The sequence below is a fragment of the Oceanobacillus sp. FSL W7-1304 genome (genome assembly GCF_037969805.1).
GTDB lineage: Bacteria > Bacillota > Bacilli > Bacillales > Amphibacillaceae > Oceanobacillus > Oceanobacillus profundus.
In genome coordinates, this window is sequence record NZ_CP150211.1 from 2,442,216 (window position 1) to 2,458,454 (window position 16,239).

A 16,239-nucleotide genomic window follows, 5' to 3' on the forward strand; every position below is an offset into this window, starting at 1 on the left:
ATTTTAGCACATACAGAGATCCCGCTTATCCTTTATGCTTTTCCATAAATTCCAGCATCAAGCTATACACTTTAATTTCATTTTCCTTTTTCGAAAACCCATGACCTTCATCCTCTAGCACGAGGTATTCGACGTCACGCCCTTTTGCTTCGAGCTTAGCAACGATTTGATCCGATTCTTCTTTTACAACACGTGGATCCTTCGCACCTTGGATAACGAGCATTGGCTTCGTCATCGTATCAAGATACGTAACAGGCGAGTCTTTAATAAAACGCTCTTTATCCCGTTCTGGATCACCAAGCCAGCGGTCCATAATTGGCTTCCAGTGTGGTGGAACAGATTTTACAAACGTAAACAAATCTGATGGTCCAAAAATATCGATGACTGCCTTAAAATATTCCGGATGCCGTCCATGCAGCAGCAGCGCCATATATCCACCATAGCTTCCACCTACAAGGAAAAGCTTTTCCCGATCAGCGATAGCCTTTTCAAACAACCATTCAATTCCAGCTACATTATCTAAGCGTGGACCTTCTCCCCAATCCTGCTCCACTAATTTTACAAAAGAAGAGCCATAGCCTGTGCTCCCACGGAAGTTCGGAGCAAATATTGTATAACCATGGTTTAAAAAGCTTTGGAACATCGCGCGAAACATCTTGCGCTCAGATGCCTGTGGACCTCCATGAGGCCAAAAAATTGTGTAGCCATTATCGTTTTCAGGCTTTGCTCTGAAAAGCAATGCTTCAATTTCCATCCCATCAAAAGATTCATAAGCGATTACTTCTGGTTCTACCATATCCTCCCTGCTAATCCCGAGTACCCGATTATCTGTTAGCTGCTCCCAATCCTTTCCGTTCTCTGATGTAAAGATATTGAATGGAAGGGTTGCACTTCTACCAAGCACATAAAGATTACCTGATTTAGCGACATGCACTTTTTCAATCACATCAACTGGCAAAGCTAATTTCTCAAGCTTTTCTGTCGCCGGATCAAAACGGTAGAATAAATCCTCTACCCCTTTTTCTGTCGTGAGATAAAACACTTTATTTTCCTTATCCCATTTTATATCGATGCTTTCCTTATCGATAGAGAAAACAGAAGAAAATGTTTTTGTTTTCAAATTATATTTAGCCAGGTAATTATATTCACTATCATAATTAGTTACGAAATAAACCGTTTCATCATCTGTAAAAACAGGGCTGAAAACAACATGAATTTTCTCTTGATCAGGTGTTAAATAGTGTGTCTCATCCTCGACCTTCACAAAAGCTGTCACATATGTATTTGCGAACATACGCGTATATACAAAAGCATCCTCATTATCCGATACAGCAGCTAAATACGTTGGCGAAAGTTCTCCTTCATTCAATAACGTATCTGCATTATCCTTCAGATTACGTACTCGCGCATTTAAAAATGATGGGTTCCCCTCAGAAGTCATATAATAGACTCGTTCTCCATCCTCACTTAAATGACAAAAGAAATATTTCTCCTTGGCATCACCAGTTATTAATGGCTGGGGGAGTCCTCCTTCACTTGGAACAGCATAGATCTGATAATTCTCATCACCATCCTTATCATAGCCAGTTAATACATAGCGATTTTCTGGATCAAACTTAATAAAATTGGTTGATTCATCATGATGGGCAAATAAATAAGGAGATGTGTTTGGCAAATCAATCGCCCATAAATTAACTTTTCCATTTAAATTAGAACTAAAAATAAGCCGCTTTTCATCACCACTTACAGCAAAATCATAAATATTGGACGTACGGAAAAACTGTTCCACTTTCGGTTTAGGAAATTGAATCATCCTTATCCTCCTCGATTTTCGAATCATTTATTCTGAAAAAACATAAAATAATGGATATTTTTATTATAAACGATTTACCCCTGCACAGTAAATGTCTGTATTCAGATTTATTGTATCAAGATTCGCATCATAGTGAACCTGCTGGAGTGGGATATTTGTTCAGACCTTAGGCGGAGTAGGGGTTATAATGAAGGGGAGGAAAAATGGAAATGAACCTGGAGAAAGCTCCCCAAGCTCATTTTCCTTTTCCAATCTATTCTTCTAACCGACCATCACGAATCGTAACGACTCTATCACATAAATCAAGAACCCTTTCATCATGCGTGACCATAATTCCCGATTTTCCCCGCGACTTAATTTCATTCGCTAGTGTTTCTACAACTTCTCGTCCACGCTTCGAATCTAAGCTTGCAGTTGGCTCATCTGCAAGAATTAGCTTGGGATCGTTAATTAGCGCTCGTGCTATAGCTACACGCTGCCTTTCTCCTCCTGAAAGCTCATTCGGATAGTTTACAGCTCGATGTGCTAAGCCAAAATGCCTCAAAAGTGCTCCTTCATTTGCTTTGCTTTTATGTTTCGCTAAGATATTGATAACACTTAACTGATCTTTCACCTTTAAATAAGGGATTAAATTTGCCGCTTGAAAAACAAATCCAATCTTCTCTAATCTTCGAGCAGTAATTTGTTTAGATGATAGGTTTGCAAGATTCTCTCCATCAAGCAAAACCGTTCCTTTCATTGGCGATAAGAGGGCTCCCGCTATTGATAACATCGTGCTTTTTCCAGATCCAGAAGGACCGATAATCGCAAGAAACTCTCCTTCCTTCACTTCCAAAGAGATGGAGTCCAATGCTGTAAAGGACTTCGGACCATCTTGATATACCTTTGATACATTCTCCATAACGATTGTCATTTGCCAGCCCCCTCTATTGCTTCGATCGGATCAATTTTGACGATTTGGATAAGCGAGAGAAAGGCACCTATAATCGAGACAATTAGAATAAGGATAGAGGTCTGCACCATTTCATCCGCTGTTAATAGAAATGGCATCTCCTCTGGTAAGAGTTCAGCTATTGCCAACGTTAGTCCCATCGCAATGCCAATACACATAATAGATATAAGCACAACTTGACCGACTAAGTTTTGTGCAAGATACGTCGTTTTCGCACCTAACGCTTTTAGCACGCCAAACTGATCTCGCTTTTGCAATGTGATTACATAAAAGAACGCAGCTAAAACAAATGCTGTAATTACGAATAGGAAGACAATCATCATATTTAAGGAAGCTTGCTCCTGCGAGTAGCTAGGGATTCCTTTTAATGCTTCGTCTTTCGTTACCATATCGAACGAATTACCAACAGCATTTCGAATTTCATCAGCGCGCGATTCATCAACGCTGATTGCAATGGCATTAATCGTTTCGCGACCTCCACCATCTACAAACACAACCGGCGTATGGCTGTAGCGCTGATTATCGGTAAAACCTACAACCGTTAACTCACTTTCTTCTCCAAATACTAGTCTATCACCGATTTCAATTCCTTCTCGTTGTAAGGATGCATCTACAATTGCTTCATCTTCTTTCGTAATTGGGCTGCCATCACGAACAGATGGCAAGAGCATACTATCCCCATCTGTCACAAATAAAGCTACATCCTCATTCTGATCGGATCCGTTAACAGATGCATTCATCATTCGAACCGAAAGAGAATTCGCTTGTTCAATCCCATCCATCTGTAACACATTATCTAGGTCTGTTCTTGAAATAAACGATTTTGTCATCTCAAGTTCAGCATCGGTATCCATCAATATATAATCTGCCTGCATATTTTGAATTGCTGATGCGTTATCTGCAGATAATCCCTTTGCTAGTCCCGAGATAATAAAAATCAGACTAGCAATTAATACAATGATCAAACCGATTAAAGCATAACGAATTTTCGCATGTGCTAATTCCCGTATAGCTAGAAACATTCTGTTCACTCCTTTATTTCTCTATGTTTCAAGCATATACGCTGAATATGAACGGAGGATGAACGAATCGTTACTTTTACTTTTGAGGAAGGGATACTGTAAATACAGTTCCTTTCCCAAGCTCACTTTCTACCATAATTGTGCCGCCATGTACCTCCATTATTTTTTTCACAATTGAAAGACCTAAGCCAGTGCTATTTTCTGTCCTTGTTCGGGCTTTATCGACTTTATAGAAGCGATCAAAAAGCTGGGGTACATCTACCTCGCTAATTCCAATGCCCGTGTCCTCCACCATAACCTGCACATGGTATTTATCGGTCGCTATATGAATCGATATCTCTCCTCCGAGATCTGTATACCGAATTGCATTTGAGATTAAATTTACCCATACCTGCTGTAGAAGCTTCGGATCACCAACAATTGTAGTAGGATGAATATCGAGTTCTATCGCAATTTGTTTTTCCCGCCATTGCCATTCCATTGTTAAAACAACTTCCTTCAATTGCTCTGCTAGATCAAACGGTACAAAGTCATTGATATCCACTTCGCTATCCAAATTGGATAAGGTAAGAAGTTGTTTACTCAAAGCTGATAATCGCTTGCTTTCATTCTCAATGATAGCAAGATAACGCCGCTTTTCCTCTTCAGACATTTCCTCTTCTTGCAAAGCTTGAGAAAAACCCTGAATCGATGTTAATGGAGACTGGATTTCATGAGAAACATTCGACACGAACTCTTGACGCTTTTCTTCTGTTCGGGCTAAACTACTGCTCATCGTAGAAAAGTCACTCGCCAGTCTTCCAATCTCATCCTTGCGATTAACATCAAGCTTTAAATGATAGTTTCCAGCAGCAATCTTTCTCGTTGCTTCTGTCAATTTCTTAATCGGTTTCACGATAAAACGAGTGCTTGCTAATACTAATAAAAAGCTAAATAGCAATGCCAAAAAGAGTAGTATAGCTAGAAATATCCGCATTTCACCAAATTGCTGGGCAGAATTCGGACGAATAAATAGTGCATGTGTATCACCGTTTACCTGAATCGGAACTCCAATTGTATTCTTCACTTCATTATCAAAAAAGCCAGTTACAAAGGGCTTCCAAGGATAATTCGCAATTCCGTGATAGGTATTCCCACGAAAAACATGATTGATTTCCCTTTGATCCAGCTCTTCAGATGAAAAAGGGTTTCCGAACGTTTCTGCATCCCCTGCCGGCGTCACAAGATAAAAGGTATATCCTAAATCTGTCATTGCTGTTAAATAGTCCGCTATCGATTGATTTGGACTTTCTTCAAATAGATCTACAATATTTTCAGCAATATGGGTTACCTTTTTATCATTCTCCGGCTTTAAAAAATGCTGGTAATAAATGTTTGTTGCAGCAAATGCAATCAGGGCACTTGCAATCATAATTGCCATTGTCATTACAATAATTCGTACATAGAGCGTTCGCATATCTGCTCCTCCAACTCTCTAATTCACTTCTAGTTTATATCCTAACCCCCGGATCGTATTAATCGAAAAACCCGCTTCCATTGGTGCAAAACGCTCACGAAGCCGTTTAATATGTACATCCACTGTTCGATCATTCCCTTCATAATCATTTCCCCAAATCAATTGAATTAATTGCTCCCGGGAAAATATTCGATTTGGATAATTCGCTAATTGTGCAAGCAGCTCAAATTCCTTTAAAGGTAAAATCATTGTTTTACCTTTCACCTGTACTTCATAGTTTTTTCGATTAACCACCGTTGTTTTCCCAATCCGGATAACTTCTTCATTGGTAATTTGAAATCGTCTAAGCAATGCTTTTATACGGAAAAGCACTTCCTTCGGTTCAAATGGCTTTACAATATAATCATCTGTTCCAGCCAAATAAGCCTTTTCTTTATCTAAAATCCCATCCTTTGCGGTAAGCATGAGCACAGGAATATCATAATTATTACGTATTTCCTCGCAGAGCTGATAGCCATCTACATTCGGCATCATAATATCGACAACAGCCAAATGTATGCTGTTTTCTTCTAATTGCTGCAATGCATCTTGTCCATCAGCAGCTTCTATCGTCTTATAACCATCTTTTTGCAAATAAAAACGAAGCAATTCTCGAATATGCGGATCGTCATCAACAATCAAAATTGTAATCATCGCGTCTGAACCTCCTAACCTGTAATAACTTTACCATACCATATCTCCTTTGATTGATTCATGTTCGGCTTGCGTTGAGCTTGAGCACCTACCTCATTTCATCATGTCCTGAATTTGTGAACATCAGCCAATTTATTGTGAACTTCAGCTTTTTTCTCCTGAATATCAGTCTTTTCCTCGTCAATATCAGTCTTTCTCTTGTGAACTTCAGCCCCCTCTCTAAATGCTTACTAATTTTACATATATGCACAACAAAAAACTGCCCTCCATTTAAATAAGAGAGCAGTTCATAAAAATTATTCTTTTAATCCTAGCAAGTCATCAATAACCTTTACAACTTGGTCGGCATACTTTTCACATTCGTCAGCAGTTGGAGCTTCAACCATGACACGAACAAGCGGCTCTGTACCAGAAGGTCTTACAAGAACGCGTCCTTGTCCAGCAAGTTTCGTTTCTACTGCTTTAATCTCATCTAGAATTACTGGGTTACTTAATGCTTCCGTTTTATCGGTAACTCTCACATTTTTTAATACTTGCGGGAAGATTGTCATTTCACTAGCAAGCTCGGATAAAGGTTTGCCGGTTTCTTTCATGACATTCACAAGCTGGATTGCCGATAGCATGCCATCTCCTGTTGTGATGTAATCAAGGAAGATAATGTGGCCGGATTGTTCTCCACCAAGGTTATAACCCCCATTACGCATTTCCTCCATCACGTATCGGTCACCAACTGCAGTTTTATCACTTCGCATGCCGTTTTCCTCAATTGCTTTATAGAAACCAAGATTACTCATTACCGTTGATACAACTGTATTTTTCTTGAGTAGTCCTTTTTCATTCAAATGTCTCGCACAAATAAACATGATTTGATCGCCATCAACAATATTCCCTTTTTCATCAACTGCAATGAGACGATCACCATCTCCATCAAATGCAAGACCAATATCTGCACCTTTTTCCGCAACAAATGCTTGCAGTTTTTCTGGGTGCGTGGAACCTACTCCGTCGTTTATATTGAGTCCATCTGGGGCAGATCCAATTGAAAAAATATCTGCTTCCAGGTCAGCGAACAAGTGTGTAGCTAAACTAGATGTCGCTCCATGGGCACAGTCAATTGCGATTTGAAAGCCTTCAAAATCATTATCAATTGTATCCTTCAAATAGGAAAGATACTTTTGTCCGCCTTCGAAATAATCGGTGACAATACCAACACCAGCACCTGTAGGACGAGGTAGGGTATCTTCTGTGTCCATTAGCTTTTCAATCTCTGCTTCTTGCTCATCTGTCAATTTAAAGCCATCTGGTCCAAAAAATTTAATTCCGTTATCCTCAACAGGGTTATGCGACGCTGAAATCATAACACCAGCCTGTGCACTAGTTGCTTTCGTTAAATAGGCAACACCTGGTGTCGAAATTACTCCGAGTCGCATTACTTCTGCGCCGATGGATAAGAGCCCTGCTAATAAAGCTCCTTCCAGCATATGGCCTGAAATTCGGGTGTCACGTCCGATAACAACGCGAGGTCTTTCCATTCCATTCGTCAAAACGTAACCACCATAACGTCCTAGCTTGTATGCTAATTCTGGTGTTAGATCCTTATTGGCTACGCCTCTCACACCATCCGTTCCAAAATATTTTCCCATTCGTTACCTCTCCTTTAACTTACATCCAATTCAGCTATCTGCTTACAAATGATTTCATTACTCAGGTTCCACTTCACTAATCTCAATTGTAGCTTCTTCAAATTCTCCAGTAATCGTTATATTATCAGTATCTGGCCCTTCAATCGTAATTGGAACTTGATGCTCTCCAGGCTCCAGATCACTTAAATCAATGAATATACGAATATCCTCAGCTGTTAGTTCTTTTATATCGGCTTCGTCACCCGTAACCGTAATATCCATTTCGGCGGCATCAGGTTCAACAAAAGTAACTGCTTGGCCACTCGTCAGCCCTTCTTCTTCAATTGTTAGTCCTTCCAAAACACGTGTCTGTTCTACATCGACTGTTACCTCAATTGTTTCCATATCGGGAACATTTACACCTTCCGGTAATGACAGTTGCGCGTCTATTGTACCAGATTCGGTGATTTCGGATAAATCAATTGCCTCTGTCTCAAGTTCAGAAATTCCTTCAAGTACTTCACTCGTGGAGAAAACCTCCACCTCATCTACATTAGCAGAAATAGAATTTAATGCATAACCTTCTGGCAGTTCTCCTGTTGTCTCGACTGATACAGGTACCGACTTACTTGGGTTATCAACTTCGGCTGATATTTGTATATTCTCTGGTTCTATTCGGACTGTTAACTCATTCCCCTGTGTATCATACACATTTACAGGCAGCTCGCGATTATTTATTGAACTATCCAGTCCTTCTAAATTAACATAGGCCTTAACAATACCGATTTGGTCAATAACGGACCTTGAGCTTGTAATCGTAACTGTAGGTGGGTCGAGCGTATAATCAACCAGCTCGTATCCAGGTGCCATTTTGTCTTCATTAATAAAATCAGCAACAACAGCAAACTCTTCGCTCGCTCTTTCTTCAATCGTAACCTCAATCGTCTTTGGCTCGATAAAGACAGTAAGATCATTGGAGATATTGTGCTCCAATTTCACCTCGTGATCGCCTTCTTCTAATCCTTGCAAGTCAACATACACATCAAAATTACGTTGAAAAATAAGGGGGGTCAGGTTTCCAGGATTCCCCTGCAAGCTAACCGTAACAAACTCTGGTACACCACTAACCACATAATTTGCTTCATCGATTCGTATTTCGACCGGAACATCATCAAGTGTTTGTGTTTGTTCAGACCTACCAGAAAAAGTTGGATCAGAATGTGAAGAATTAACTGTAACATTCACAAATATATACAAGAACACCGCAAAAGCTAAAGAAGCAAGTCGGACAAACCATTTACTCTTAAACCAATTATCCATTCTTGTTCCCCCTTCGTTTCCACGACTTTTTCTCAGAAGCCTTTTGATTTAGGGATAAATGGGCTTCTAACATCGTACGAAGATTGTCCTGATCAATATCTCGGTGAAGTTCTCCGTTCTTTGTACAGGAAACTGCACCTGTTTCCTCTGAAACAATAATTGTCAATGCATCGGTAACCTCACTGATCCCCATTGCTGCACGGTGCCTCGTCCCTAGCTCCTTCGAAATAAATGGACTTTCTGATAAAGGAAGATAACAAGCAGCTGCGGTGATTTCCCCTTCTTTAATGATGACAGCACCATCATGCAAAGGTGTATTCGGAGTAAAAATATTTGTTAGCAACTGATGCGTCAATTTTCCATTAATCGCAATACCTGTTTCAGCATAATCACCAATACCTGTCTCCCGCTCAATCGAAATTAATGCACCAATTCGACGTTTCGCCATGTAGCTACACGACTGTACTATCGCATCGATTTCTTGTTGCATCTTTTCCTCTTCTGACTTTACACTCCGAGCAAAAAGGTTTCCCCGGCCAAGCTGCTCGAGTGCCCTCCGTAGCTCCGGCTGGAATAAAATGATGATTACAATTAAACCCCAAGAAATGGCTTGATTCGTCAGCCATTGCATGGTTTGTAAATTCAATAATATACTCAAAAGCCAGACCACAAGTACAACGGCAATCCCTTTTAAAAGCTGGATTGCTTTTGTACCTCTAATCAGCATCATTAATTTATATAATACATACCAGACGAGAGCTATATCTACGCCTATTCTTAGCAGATCTATTACATCGAATCCCCCATCAAGCATGTGCACACATCCTTTTGCAATAAAAATTTATTCTAATTATACGCTCAACTAAAACAAGCACGCTTATGTAGCTTGATTTTCAAAAGATAGGAACGTTATCTATTATAACACAATATTGCTAAAACATATTACTTTAGGAAGGCAAAAACCCAGATAAGATTTCCCACCTTACCTGGGTTTATTTTAACATGTTTAAAAGGAAAAAACGCCACTAAAAAAGCTCTTCAGTTGATACCACATCCATTCAAACATCTGATCAACTGTTTCTAATTCGCCATTGACGCCGCCAGCTGAAGCCATGAGTCCATCTCCATTTAGCGTTTCATCATCGCTTATCAGCTTTCCATTCACTAATGTCACATTCCCATCAATTGTACCTTTAATTAGCAATTTCCCATTTTTAACAAGTACGTCACCCGGAACGGTTACTCCTTCTGGTACAATTACCGTATCTCCTTGAATGACTAGTTCTTCTTGTTTTGAGACAACTAATTGACCATCCTCACTCCAAGAAGCAAACATTCCAGTCATCATTAATACGAAGAATATTGCTGCAGCGGTGAGTACCGGGTGCGTTTTAAACCATCGCTTATAGGTTACACGTTTCTTCTCGGTCGGAAGTCTATCCATGACTTTCTGCGTGAAGTCGTTAGGCGCCGCGAAATGCTCCGCACTTTTAATCAATGTAATCGTACGCTTTAGTTCATGGAAATGATGTTGGCAAGCTTCACAAGTTTCCAGATGTGTCCTTAGCTGTATCTCTTCCTCCTTACAAAGATCACCGTCCAAATATTTATGCATCAATTCAACCGATTCTTTATTACATTTCAAGTGTTTCACACTCCTTTACACATGACGAAGCCTTTTTCTTAAAGCTTCTCTCCCACGATGAATACGGGTTTTCACCGTTCCTAAAGGTATATCTAAGATGTCGCTTATTTCTTGTAGGGAAAACTCTTCCAGGTAACGCAACATAATAATGCTTCGATATTTCACTGGAAGCTGGGAAATTTCGTGATGAATATAGCGTTGTAATTCTAAGCTTTCAACTTGCTCACCAGGTAGCCGCTCCTCGCTCGCCAGCTGGGAATACATATCCAACCCTTCCGTTCCTCTGATCTCTGCATCCAGATAATAATCTGGCTTTCGTTTACGGATCCGGTCGATTGTCAAATTCGTCGCAATCCGATACAACCATGTAGAAAACTTTCTGCGATCATCAAACGAATGGATATTCACATATGCACGAATAAAAGCCTCTTGCGCCATATCCTCTGCTTCATGTGCATTACCAAGCATCCGCAAACAATGCTGGTATATCTTATCTTGATAAAAGGAAACGACATCCGCGAATGCAGATTGATCTCCTTTTTTAACTTGTTTTATTTTTTCTATTATAAATTGATCCATCAGGTTACCTCCGCTTACTATGCGGTACTTGTTATACGATTATCTAGCAAAAAGGTTTCAAACTTTATTTAACAAAAAGTATAAAACATTCCTACCTGCACTGCATAGTCCCACTAAGTCATGTGCCCCAAGGCTTGGCAATTATCGAACTCATCTAAAGTAATCGTACAAATAATATTTTATCAAAAAGACACAAAATGTTCACAGACGTTTACTGTTGCAATAATTCGGGTATTTTTCTATTATAGTATACTAGATAGGAGGACAGAATTGTGAATAAAGATCATTTAATTGAAAAAATTGAAGAATGCCGCGAAGAAATGATTTCACTTTCTATAACACATGACCTGACTTCTGAAGCTGTTATCGCATCAAGTGTTAAGTTAGACCAATTAATTAATACGTATCAAAAGCACTACTAGATAAAGATGATACAAATAGGGTAAAAAAAGACATCAAAGTGCTCTCCATCGGAGCAGGAAATGAATGTCTTTTTTATTTGGGCAAAAATTAAATATAAAGTGATCAAATTCCCCATCTATTCTATTATAATATTAGCGCCATATTGATACGATTGTAGGCTTAAGGCTTTAATGCCTGCCTCCTCCCAAGCTTTCATCAATTCATCAGCTTGTTGTTTCGATGGCATAAAAGCAATACCACAATCTCCTCCGCCGGCTCCTGAAGGCTTACCCGCTCCGCCCAAGGACTCTGCCAAATCACATAGTGTGCCGAGCAATGGCGTTTCAACCGGTGTATCCGCATCCTTACCAACAGTTGCTAACGCCTCTCTATTTTGTTTTACACCTTTTAATAAAAGCTCCACATCAGCATTCTCCATCCCTTGCAAAAATTGATCTACTGCCAATTTACTTGCATTCAAAAAGCGCTGGAAGGCTTCTGGATTATCTGATTTCAATTGTAAAATTCGGTCGACAAGCTTCGAGGTCGATGCTGGCTTACCAGTCCAACCTACACAAAAATAGACATTTTTCGGCATTTGTATCGATTTTGCGTCACAATACGTCCATGTGCTTTCTACTAAATCTGTTATTGAATTTCGATTCTTATATGCATCCAACAGCCACTCTGCTTGAAACGATGCATATTGCAGCATGCCGCCAAAGGATGAAGCAGCAACGTCTGCGCCTGAACCATTTCCTTGTGTTTTCACATGAGAAATAGCCGCAAGTCTAAAAACAAGCTCTGATGCAGGCTTTTCTACATGGAATTTATTAAGTATAGCCGTGATTACAGATGTTACAACCGCTGCACTTGACCCTAGCCCATATTTAATACCAGAACTGTCATCCAATTCGCTGCGAATCGCTAAGTGGAACTTTCCCGGTTGAACATTATTTTCTTTTAAGTATGTATAAACAACCGTCATCGCATCACATACGAATTGCGTTCTTTTGTCATCCGAATGGATTTTCACTTCCTCCGCTTTGTACGACCATTCCAATTCCTCGAGGTCGAAATCATGCAATGTTAGCGTGTTTCTTTCACTTTGTTCAATTGAAGCATAAACAAACCGGTCTACAGCTGTAACCGCTAGTTTTTGATATGGCTCCAGAACAGCAAATTCTCCGGCAATCATTAATTTCCCTGGTACTTTTATAGTCATTGATGTATTATCCAAGACGTTCCAACCCCTAAAGATAGCTTATTCCCTGCCCTGGTTTACTTAAAATCACACCCGAAACACCGGATATTTCAGAAAGTCTTTGCTTAACACGTGCTTCATCCTCCGGCAAGTAAAGGACTTTGACATTTGGTCCAGCATCAATCGTAAAATATGCTGGAATTCCATCTGCTCGCATGTCTTGAATGGCATGCATCACACGCATTGTCGTATCATGCCAATACGTGAATGGAGGGTTCGCAGCTAGTGTCGTTGCATGCATCTTGAGGCAATTTGCCTCAGCAATACTTCCTGCTTTCTCAAAATCTTTCCCTTCAATTGCTTCCTTTATTTGTTTCAAGTCGTTTGGAATACTATCAATCCAGCCTGAATAAAACGGAGATGTCTCCACCGTTCGCTTCATCCCAGCACGACTCGAGACTTTTTTCATTGTAGACGAAAGGACAACAGCAGCAACACGAACATCCCAATGCCGGGCTGGAGCAATCGGAACAGCAAACGAATCCGAACCATCTGCTTGTTCACCCATTTCCCATTCTGCAAAACCGCCATAGATAGAACGACAAGCCGATCCCGAACCTTGACGTGTAAGACGGGATAATGCTTGATCATCCAAATCTAATCCGATTGCTTTTGTACCCGCTGCCGCTAGTGCCGCAAAACCAGAAGCGGATGAGGCAAACCCAGCTGCAGTTGGAACATCATTGATTGAATTCACTTTAGCATATAACTGTTCTTTTCCTGCAAGCTGGCGGATCAAATCAAGGAATTTCGTCACGCGACGGAATGCCTCACCCTCTACAAGCTGATTATCGAGCATAAATTGATCTTCAGATAAACCCTCCTGAAAAGCTACAGTAGTTGTTGTTGAAAAGCCATCCAATGTTAGGGAAAGACTGCTGTTAGTAGGTAAAATCAGCCGTTCATCACGCTTTCCCCAGTATTTAATTAAAGCAATATTTGTATGTGCTTTTGCTGTAGCTTTCATCGTTTTATCTCCCTTGTCTCTCTATTCTTCTTATTTCTGCTTTTTCAATACAAATGGCCACACTGCTGTCGCGCCATACTTTCTTAGCTTCTCTGCAAGCAATTTCGAATGTACTTCATTTTGGGCAAGCGCGATAATGCAGCCACCGTTGCCCCCGCCTGTTAATTTGGCTCCTAAAGCTCCTTCTTTCCGAGCAAAATAAATTAATTTATTCAACCCAGCATCACTAACGCCAAGTGCTTCTAATTCCTTTTGCGCTTCATTTAATAAATGCCCAAGGAAATGTTTACCCGCACGCTCTAGTGCATGCTTTGCTTGATGGGTTAATTCACCAATTCGATCCATTTTTCGCTGAATTCGCTTCGGTGCTGACTTGAGAAGCCTCGCAACGGATTCTACGGATGTACGTGTGTCACCAACTCTTCCAGAGTCAGCAACAATAAAGTGGAAATCCTCTCCAAGGTCAATGTAATCAATTGGGTTTTCTTTCTTATACCAAACTGGAGAACGAGATGTAATGGTGAGCGTATCAAGCCCACTTGGAGCCCCATGTGCATACGTCTCCGCTACATTTGCAAGCTCCAACAGCTCGTCGTCCGTACATTCTCGGTCAGCAAAGTCAAATAATGACCGAATCACAGAGATTGCAACAGATGCACTCGAGCCTAACCCTTTTCCAGGCGGAATAGAGGAATTAATTCGAATCAGCAGGTCTTTACAAGGGATTTGTAAATATTCTAGCGACGCTTCAACACACTGGACGATTCCTTGTAAGGATTCCGGCGCTAAATGTAATGGTCCATGGTAAAAAGAACTATCCATTTTAACCGACCCTGGTACACGTTCAATAACTGTTTCAACACCAATTAATGGAAATGGAATGGCAATTGCTGGTTGTCCGTGTACAACCGCATGCTCTCCAATCAAAATTAGCTTACTATGAGCTATACCAATAGCTGTTTTTTCTGAAGTTGTTACTTTTTCTGCACTCATTTTGTATACTGTTCCACCAATTCTTTAGCTTTTCCGACACGGATTTGTTTTTGTTCAACTAGTTGTTCTGCAATGATATCGATCATCTCCCCAGTAGCTCCTGCCGCGATCGCAACAGAGCGAGAGTGTAAAGCCATATGGCCCTTTTGGATACCATCAGTAGCTAATGCCTTCAAAGCTCCGAGATTTTGCGCCAATCCAACTGCCACAATCACTTGGGCAAGCTCTTTGGCTGATTCAATGTGCATCATAGATAATGAAAGCTTCGCTAATGGATGCACTCGTGTTGCTCCACCGACTGTTCCAATAGCCATCGGTAATTCAATTTCTCCAACCAAATTACCTGCTTTATCCTTTGACCAAGTTGTCATCGAGCCGTAGCTGCCATTCCTCGCAGCATATGCATGGGCACCAGCTTCCACGGCTCTCCAATCGTTCCCAGTCGCAATAACAACCGGGTCAATTCCATTCATAATACCTTTATTATGCGTAACAGCACGATACGGATCAGATGCAGCAAATTCAAACGCATGGATCACCCCATCACGTACTTCCTCCCCAGAAAAATCACCTGTACCAAGTAATGCAGGAGGGATAACACATCGTGCCCGTGCCAAACATTCATCGGCATAATTTGACAAAATTCGTAAATAGACTTTTCCATCCGTTAATTCTTCGACAAGTGGTGCAATTGATTCAACCATTGTATTGATGATATTCGCTCCCATTGCATCACACGTATTGATATGCATATGCATGACGAGCATCTGACTATAGGCAGAATCCGCTGCTTCATTCAGAATACGAACATCCATGTCCTGTGCACCGCCACCACGAGCAACAATACTTGGGTAAGCTGCGTTTGCTGCTTGGATTAGTGTTTTCTTTGCATGAAGCACTGCTTGCTTTGCAGCTTGAAAATCAGAGCAGCCAACTACTTGAATTTGACCAATCATCACGCGTTCCGTTGCCTCCGTTTGGAATCCACCGGCACTTCTCACAATTTTAGCGATATGGCTGGCAGATGCAATAATAGAAGCTTCTTCAACAGCCATCGGCACTATATATTCTTTCCCGTTTATAAGAAAATTCAACCCCAACCCCAACGGAAGTTGAAATGTTCCAATCACGTTCTCTATCATCTTATCTGCAGTTTCTGTAGATAGAGGTTCTTCCCTATATAGATTATTCCATTCTTCCGGAGAAAAATGGTAATTATCTTTTAAAAGCTCTCGTCGTTGTTCAACAGACATATTATAGAAACCGGGGATTCTGGAAGATTTCATCCTGGATCATCCTTTAATATTGATTATATAAAAAACAATACTTCAATCGTTACATTTTTCATTGAATAAATTATAACACGATATCGTAGTTTTTTTCATTAGAAGCTACCTGCTCCCATTGCCAAAAAATGCTACGCTAAAATTAAATTCACTGTATCTATTATGTTAAAAATTCACATAAAATGCAAATAAACAAGGTAGTATGCATCTATCACAACGACCTTG

At 40.4% G+C, this 16,239-nt stretch carries 15 protein-coding genes; 1 reads left to right on the top strand and 14 read right to left on the bottom strand.

Annotation, left to right across the window (positions count from 1 at the left end; all coding sequences use genetic code 11):
• Positions 1–25: 25 nt before the first annotated feature.
• The 10 genes from NYE61_RS12375 to sigW all read right to left on the bottom strand — a co-directional run bounded on the left by NYE61_RS12375 (position 26) and on the right by sigW (position 11,102).
• Complete coding sequence (locus NYE61_RS12375; protein ID WP_303449360.1) at positions 26–1,813, bottom strand: S9 family peptidase; 1,788 nt, start codon at positions 1,811–1,813, stop codon at positions 26–28.
• A gap of 253 nt (positions 1,814–2,066) precedes the next feature.
• On the bottom strand, positions 2,067–2,726 hold the full coding sequence (locus NYE61_RS12380) for an ABC transporter ATP-binding protein (protein ID WP_303449358.1): 660 nt from the start codon (positions 2,724–2,726) through the stop codon (positions 2,067–2,069).
• Positions 2,723–3,787 (bottom strand): ABC transporter permease, encoded by a 1,065-nt coding sequence (locus NYE61_RS12385; RefSeq protein WP_303449356.1) that lies wholly within the window; start codon positions 3,785–3,787, stop codon positions 2,723–2,725. Before NYE61_RS12385 ends, NYE61_RS12380 begins: the two co-directional genes overlap by 4 nt.
• A gap of 76 nt (positions 3,788–3,863) precedes the next feature.
• On the bottom strand, positions 3,864–5,243 hold the full coding sequence (locus NYE61_RS12390) for a HAMP domain-containing sensor histidine kinase (protein ID WP_095312994.1): 1,380 nt from the start codon (positions 5,241–5,243) through the stop codon (positions 3,864–3,866).
• Between the two features lie 18 nt (positions 5,244–5,261).
• A complete protein-coding gene (locus NYE61_RS12395; protein ID WP_251661261.1) occupies positions 5,262–5,936 on the bottom strand; it encodes a response regulator transcription factor in 675 nt (224 codons plus the stop codon).
• 296 nt (positions 5,937–6,232) lie between these two features.
• Positions 6,233–7,579: a phosphoglucosamine mutase gene (gene glmM / locus NYE61_RS12400; RefSeq protein WP_303449352.1), complete on the bottom strand. Its 1,347-nt coding sequence runs from the start codon at positions 7,577–7,579 to the stop codon at positions 6,233–6,235.
• Positions 7,580–7,636: 57 nt separating this feature from the next.
• Positions 7,637–8,878, bottom strand: coding sequence for a CdaR family protein (locus NYE61_RS12405; protein ID WP_095312986.1), 1,242 nt, complete (start codon positions 8,876–8,878; stop codon positions 7,637–7,639).
• Positions 8,871–9,692 (bottom strand): diadenylate cyclase CdaA, encoded by an 822-nt coding sequence (gene cdaA / locus NYE61_RS12410; protein WP_095312984.1) that lies wholly within the window; start codon positions 9,690–9,692, stop codon positions 8,871–8,873. Before cdaA ends, NYE61_RS12405 begins: the two co-directional genes overlap by 8 nt.
• Positions 9,693–9,884: 192 nt before the next feature.
• Positions 9,885–10,523, bottom strand: a complete 639-nt coding sequence (gene rsiW, locus NYE61_RS12415) for an anti-sigma-W factor RsiW (RefSeq protein WP_118890159.1) — start codon at positions 10,521–10,523, stop codon at positions 9,885–9,887.
• Between the two features lie 15 nt (positions 10,524–10,538).
• A complete protein-coding gene (gene sigW / locus NYE61_RS12420) occupies positions 10,539–11,102 on the bottom strand; it encodes an RNA polymerase sigma factor SigW (protein WP_095312980.1) in 564 nt (187 codons plus the stop codon).
• Positions 11,103–11,374: 272 nt separating this feature from the next.
• Between sigW and NYE61_RS12425 the strand changes: the two genes are divergently transcribed.
• The gene (locus NYE61_RS12425) at positions 11,375–11,524 is read left to right on the top strand and encodes an aspartyl-phosphate phosphatase Spo0E family protein (protein ID WP_095312977.1); all 150 of its coding nucleotides are present in this window, start codon (positions 11,375–11,377) and stop codon (positions 11,522–11,524) included.
• 116 nt (positions 11,525–11,640) lie between these two features.
• Here NYE61_RS12425 and NYE61_RS12430 read toward each other — a convergent pair whose 3' ends face one another.
• From NYE61_RS12430 to NYE61_RS12445, 4 genes are read right to left on the bottom strand one after another with little or no spacing between them, the layout of a single operon-like run.
• The gene (locus NYE61_RS12430; RefSeq protein ID WP_303449343.1) at positions 11,641–12,744 is read right to left on the bottom strand and encodes a phosphomevalonate kinase; all 1,104 of its coding nucleotides are present in this window, start codon (positions 12,742–12,744) and stop codon (positions 11,641–11,643) included.
• 13 nt (positions 12,745–12,757) lie between these two features.
• Entirely contained in the window at positions 12,758–13,735 is a 978-nt protein-coding gene (gene mvaD / locus NYE61_RS12435) for a diphosphomevalonate decarboxylase (RefSeq protein ID WP_118890157.1), read from the bottom strand.
• Positions 13,736–13,765: 30 nt separating this feature from the next.
• Positions 13,766–14,728 (bottom strand): mevalonate kinase, encoded by a 963-nt coding sequence (gene mvk, locus NYE61_RS12440; RefSeq protein WP_118890156.1) that lies wholly within the window; start codon positions 14,726–14,728, stop codon positions 13,766–13,768.
• Entirely contained in the window at positions 14,725–16,014 is a 1,290-nt protein-coding gene (locus tag NYE61_RS12445) for a hydroxymethylglutaryl-CoA reductase, degradative (protein WP_303449339.1), read from the bottom strand. The genes mvk and NYE61_RS12445 overlap by 4 nt, the downstream gene beginning before the upstream one ends.
• Positions 16,015–16,239 lie beyond the last annotated feature (225 nt).

Excerpts from the sequence above, each read along its gene's own strand:
- NYE61_RS12375 (WP_303449360.1), bottom strand. The coding sequence starts at position 1,813 with ATGATTCAATTTCCTAAACCGAAAGTGGAACAGTTTTTCCGTACGTCC.
- sigW (WP_095312980.1), bottom strand. The coding sequence starts at position 11,102 with ATGGATCAATTTATAATAGAAAAAATAAAACAAGTTAAAAAAGGAGAT.
- NYE61_RS12385 (WP_303449356.1), bottom strand. The coding sequence starts at position 3,787 with ATGTTTCTAGCTATACGGGAATTAGCACATGCGAAAATTCGTTATGCT.
- mvk (WP_118890156.1), bottom strand. The coding sequence starts at position 14,728 with ATGAGTGCAGAAAAAGTAACAACTTCAGAAAAAACAGCTATTGGTATA.
- NYE61_RS12445 (WP_303449339.1), bottom strand. The coding sequence starts at position 16,014 with ATGAAATCTTCCAGAATCCCCGGTTTCTATAATATGTCTGTTGAACAA.
- mvaD (WP_118890157.1), bottom strand. The coding sequence starts at position 13,735 with ATGAAAGCTACAGCAAAAGCACATACAAATATTGCTTTAATTAAATAC.
- NYE61_RS12405 (WP_095312986.1), bottom strand. The coding sequence starts at position 8,878 with ATGGATAATTGGTTTAAGAGTAAATGGTTTGTCCGACTTGCTTCTTTA.
- NYE61_RS12395 (WP_251661261.1), bottom strand. The coding sequence starts at position 5,936 with ATGATTACAATTTTGATTGTTGATGACGATCCGCATATTCGAGAATTG.
- NYE61_RS12380 (WP_303449358.1), bottom strand. The coding sequence starts at position 2,726 with ATGACAATCGTTATGGAGAATGTATCAAAGGTATATCAAGATGGTCCG.
- NYE61_RS12390 (WP_095312994.1), bottom strand. The coding sequence starts at position 5,243 with ATGCGAACGCTCTATGTACGAATTATTGTAATGACAATGGCAATTATG.
- cdaA (WP_095312984.1), bottom strand. The coding sequence starts at position 9,692 with ATGCTTGATGGGGGATTCGATGTAATAGATCTGCTAAGAATAGGCGTA.
- glmM (WP_303449352.1), bottom strand. The coding sequence starts at position 7,579 with ATGGGAAAATATTTTGGAACGGATGGTGTGAGAGGCGTAGCCAATAAG.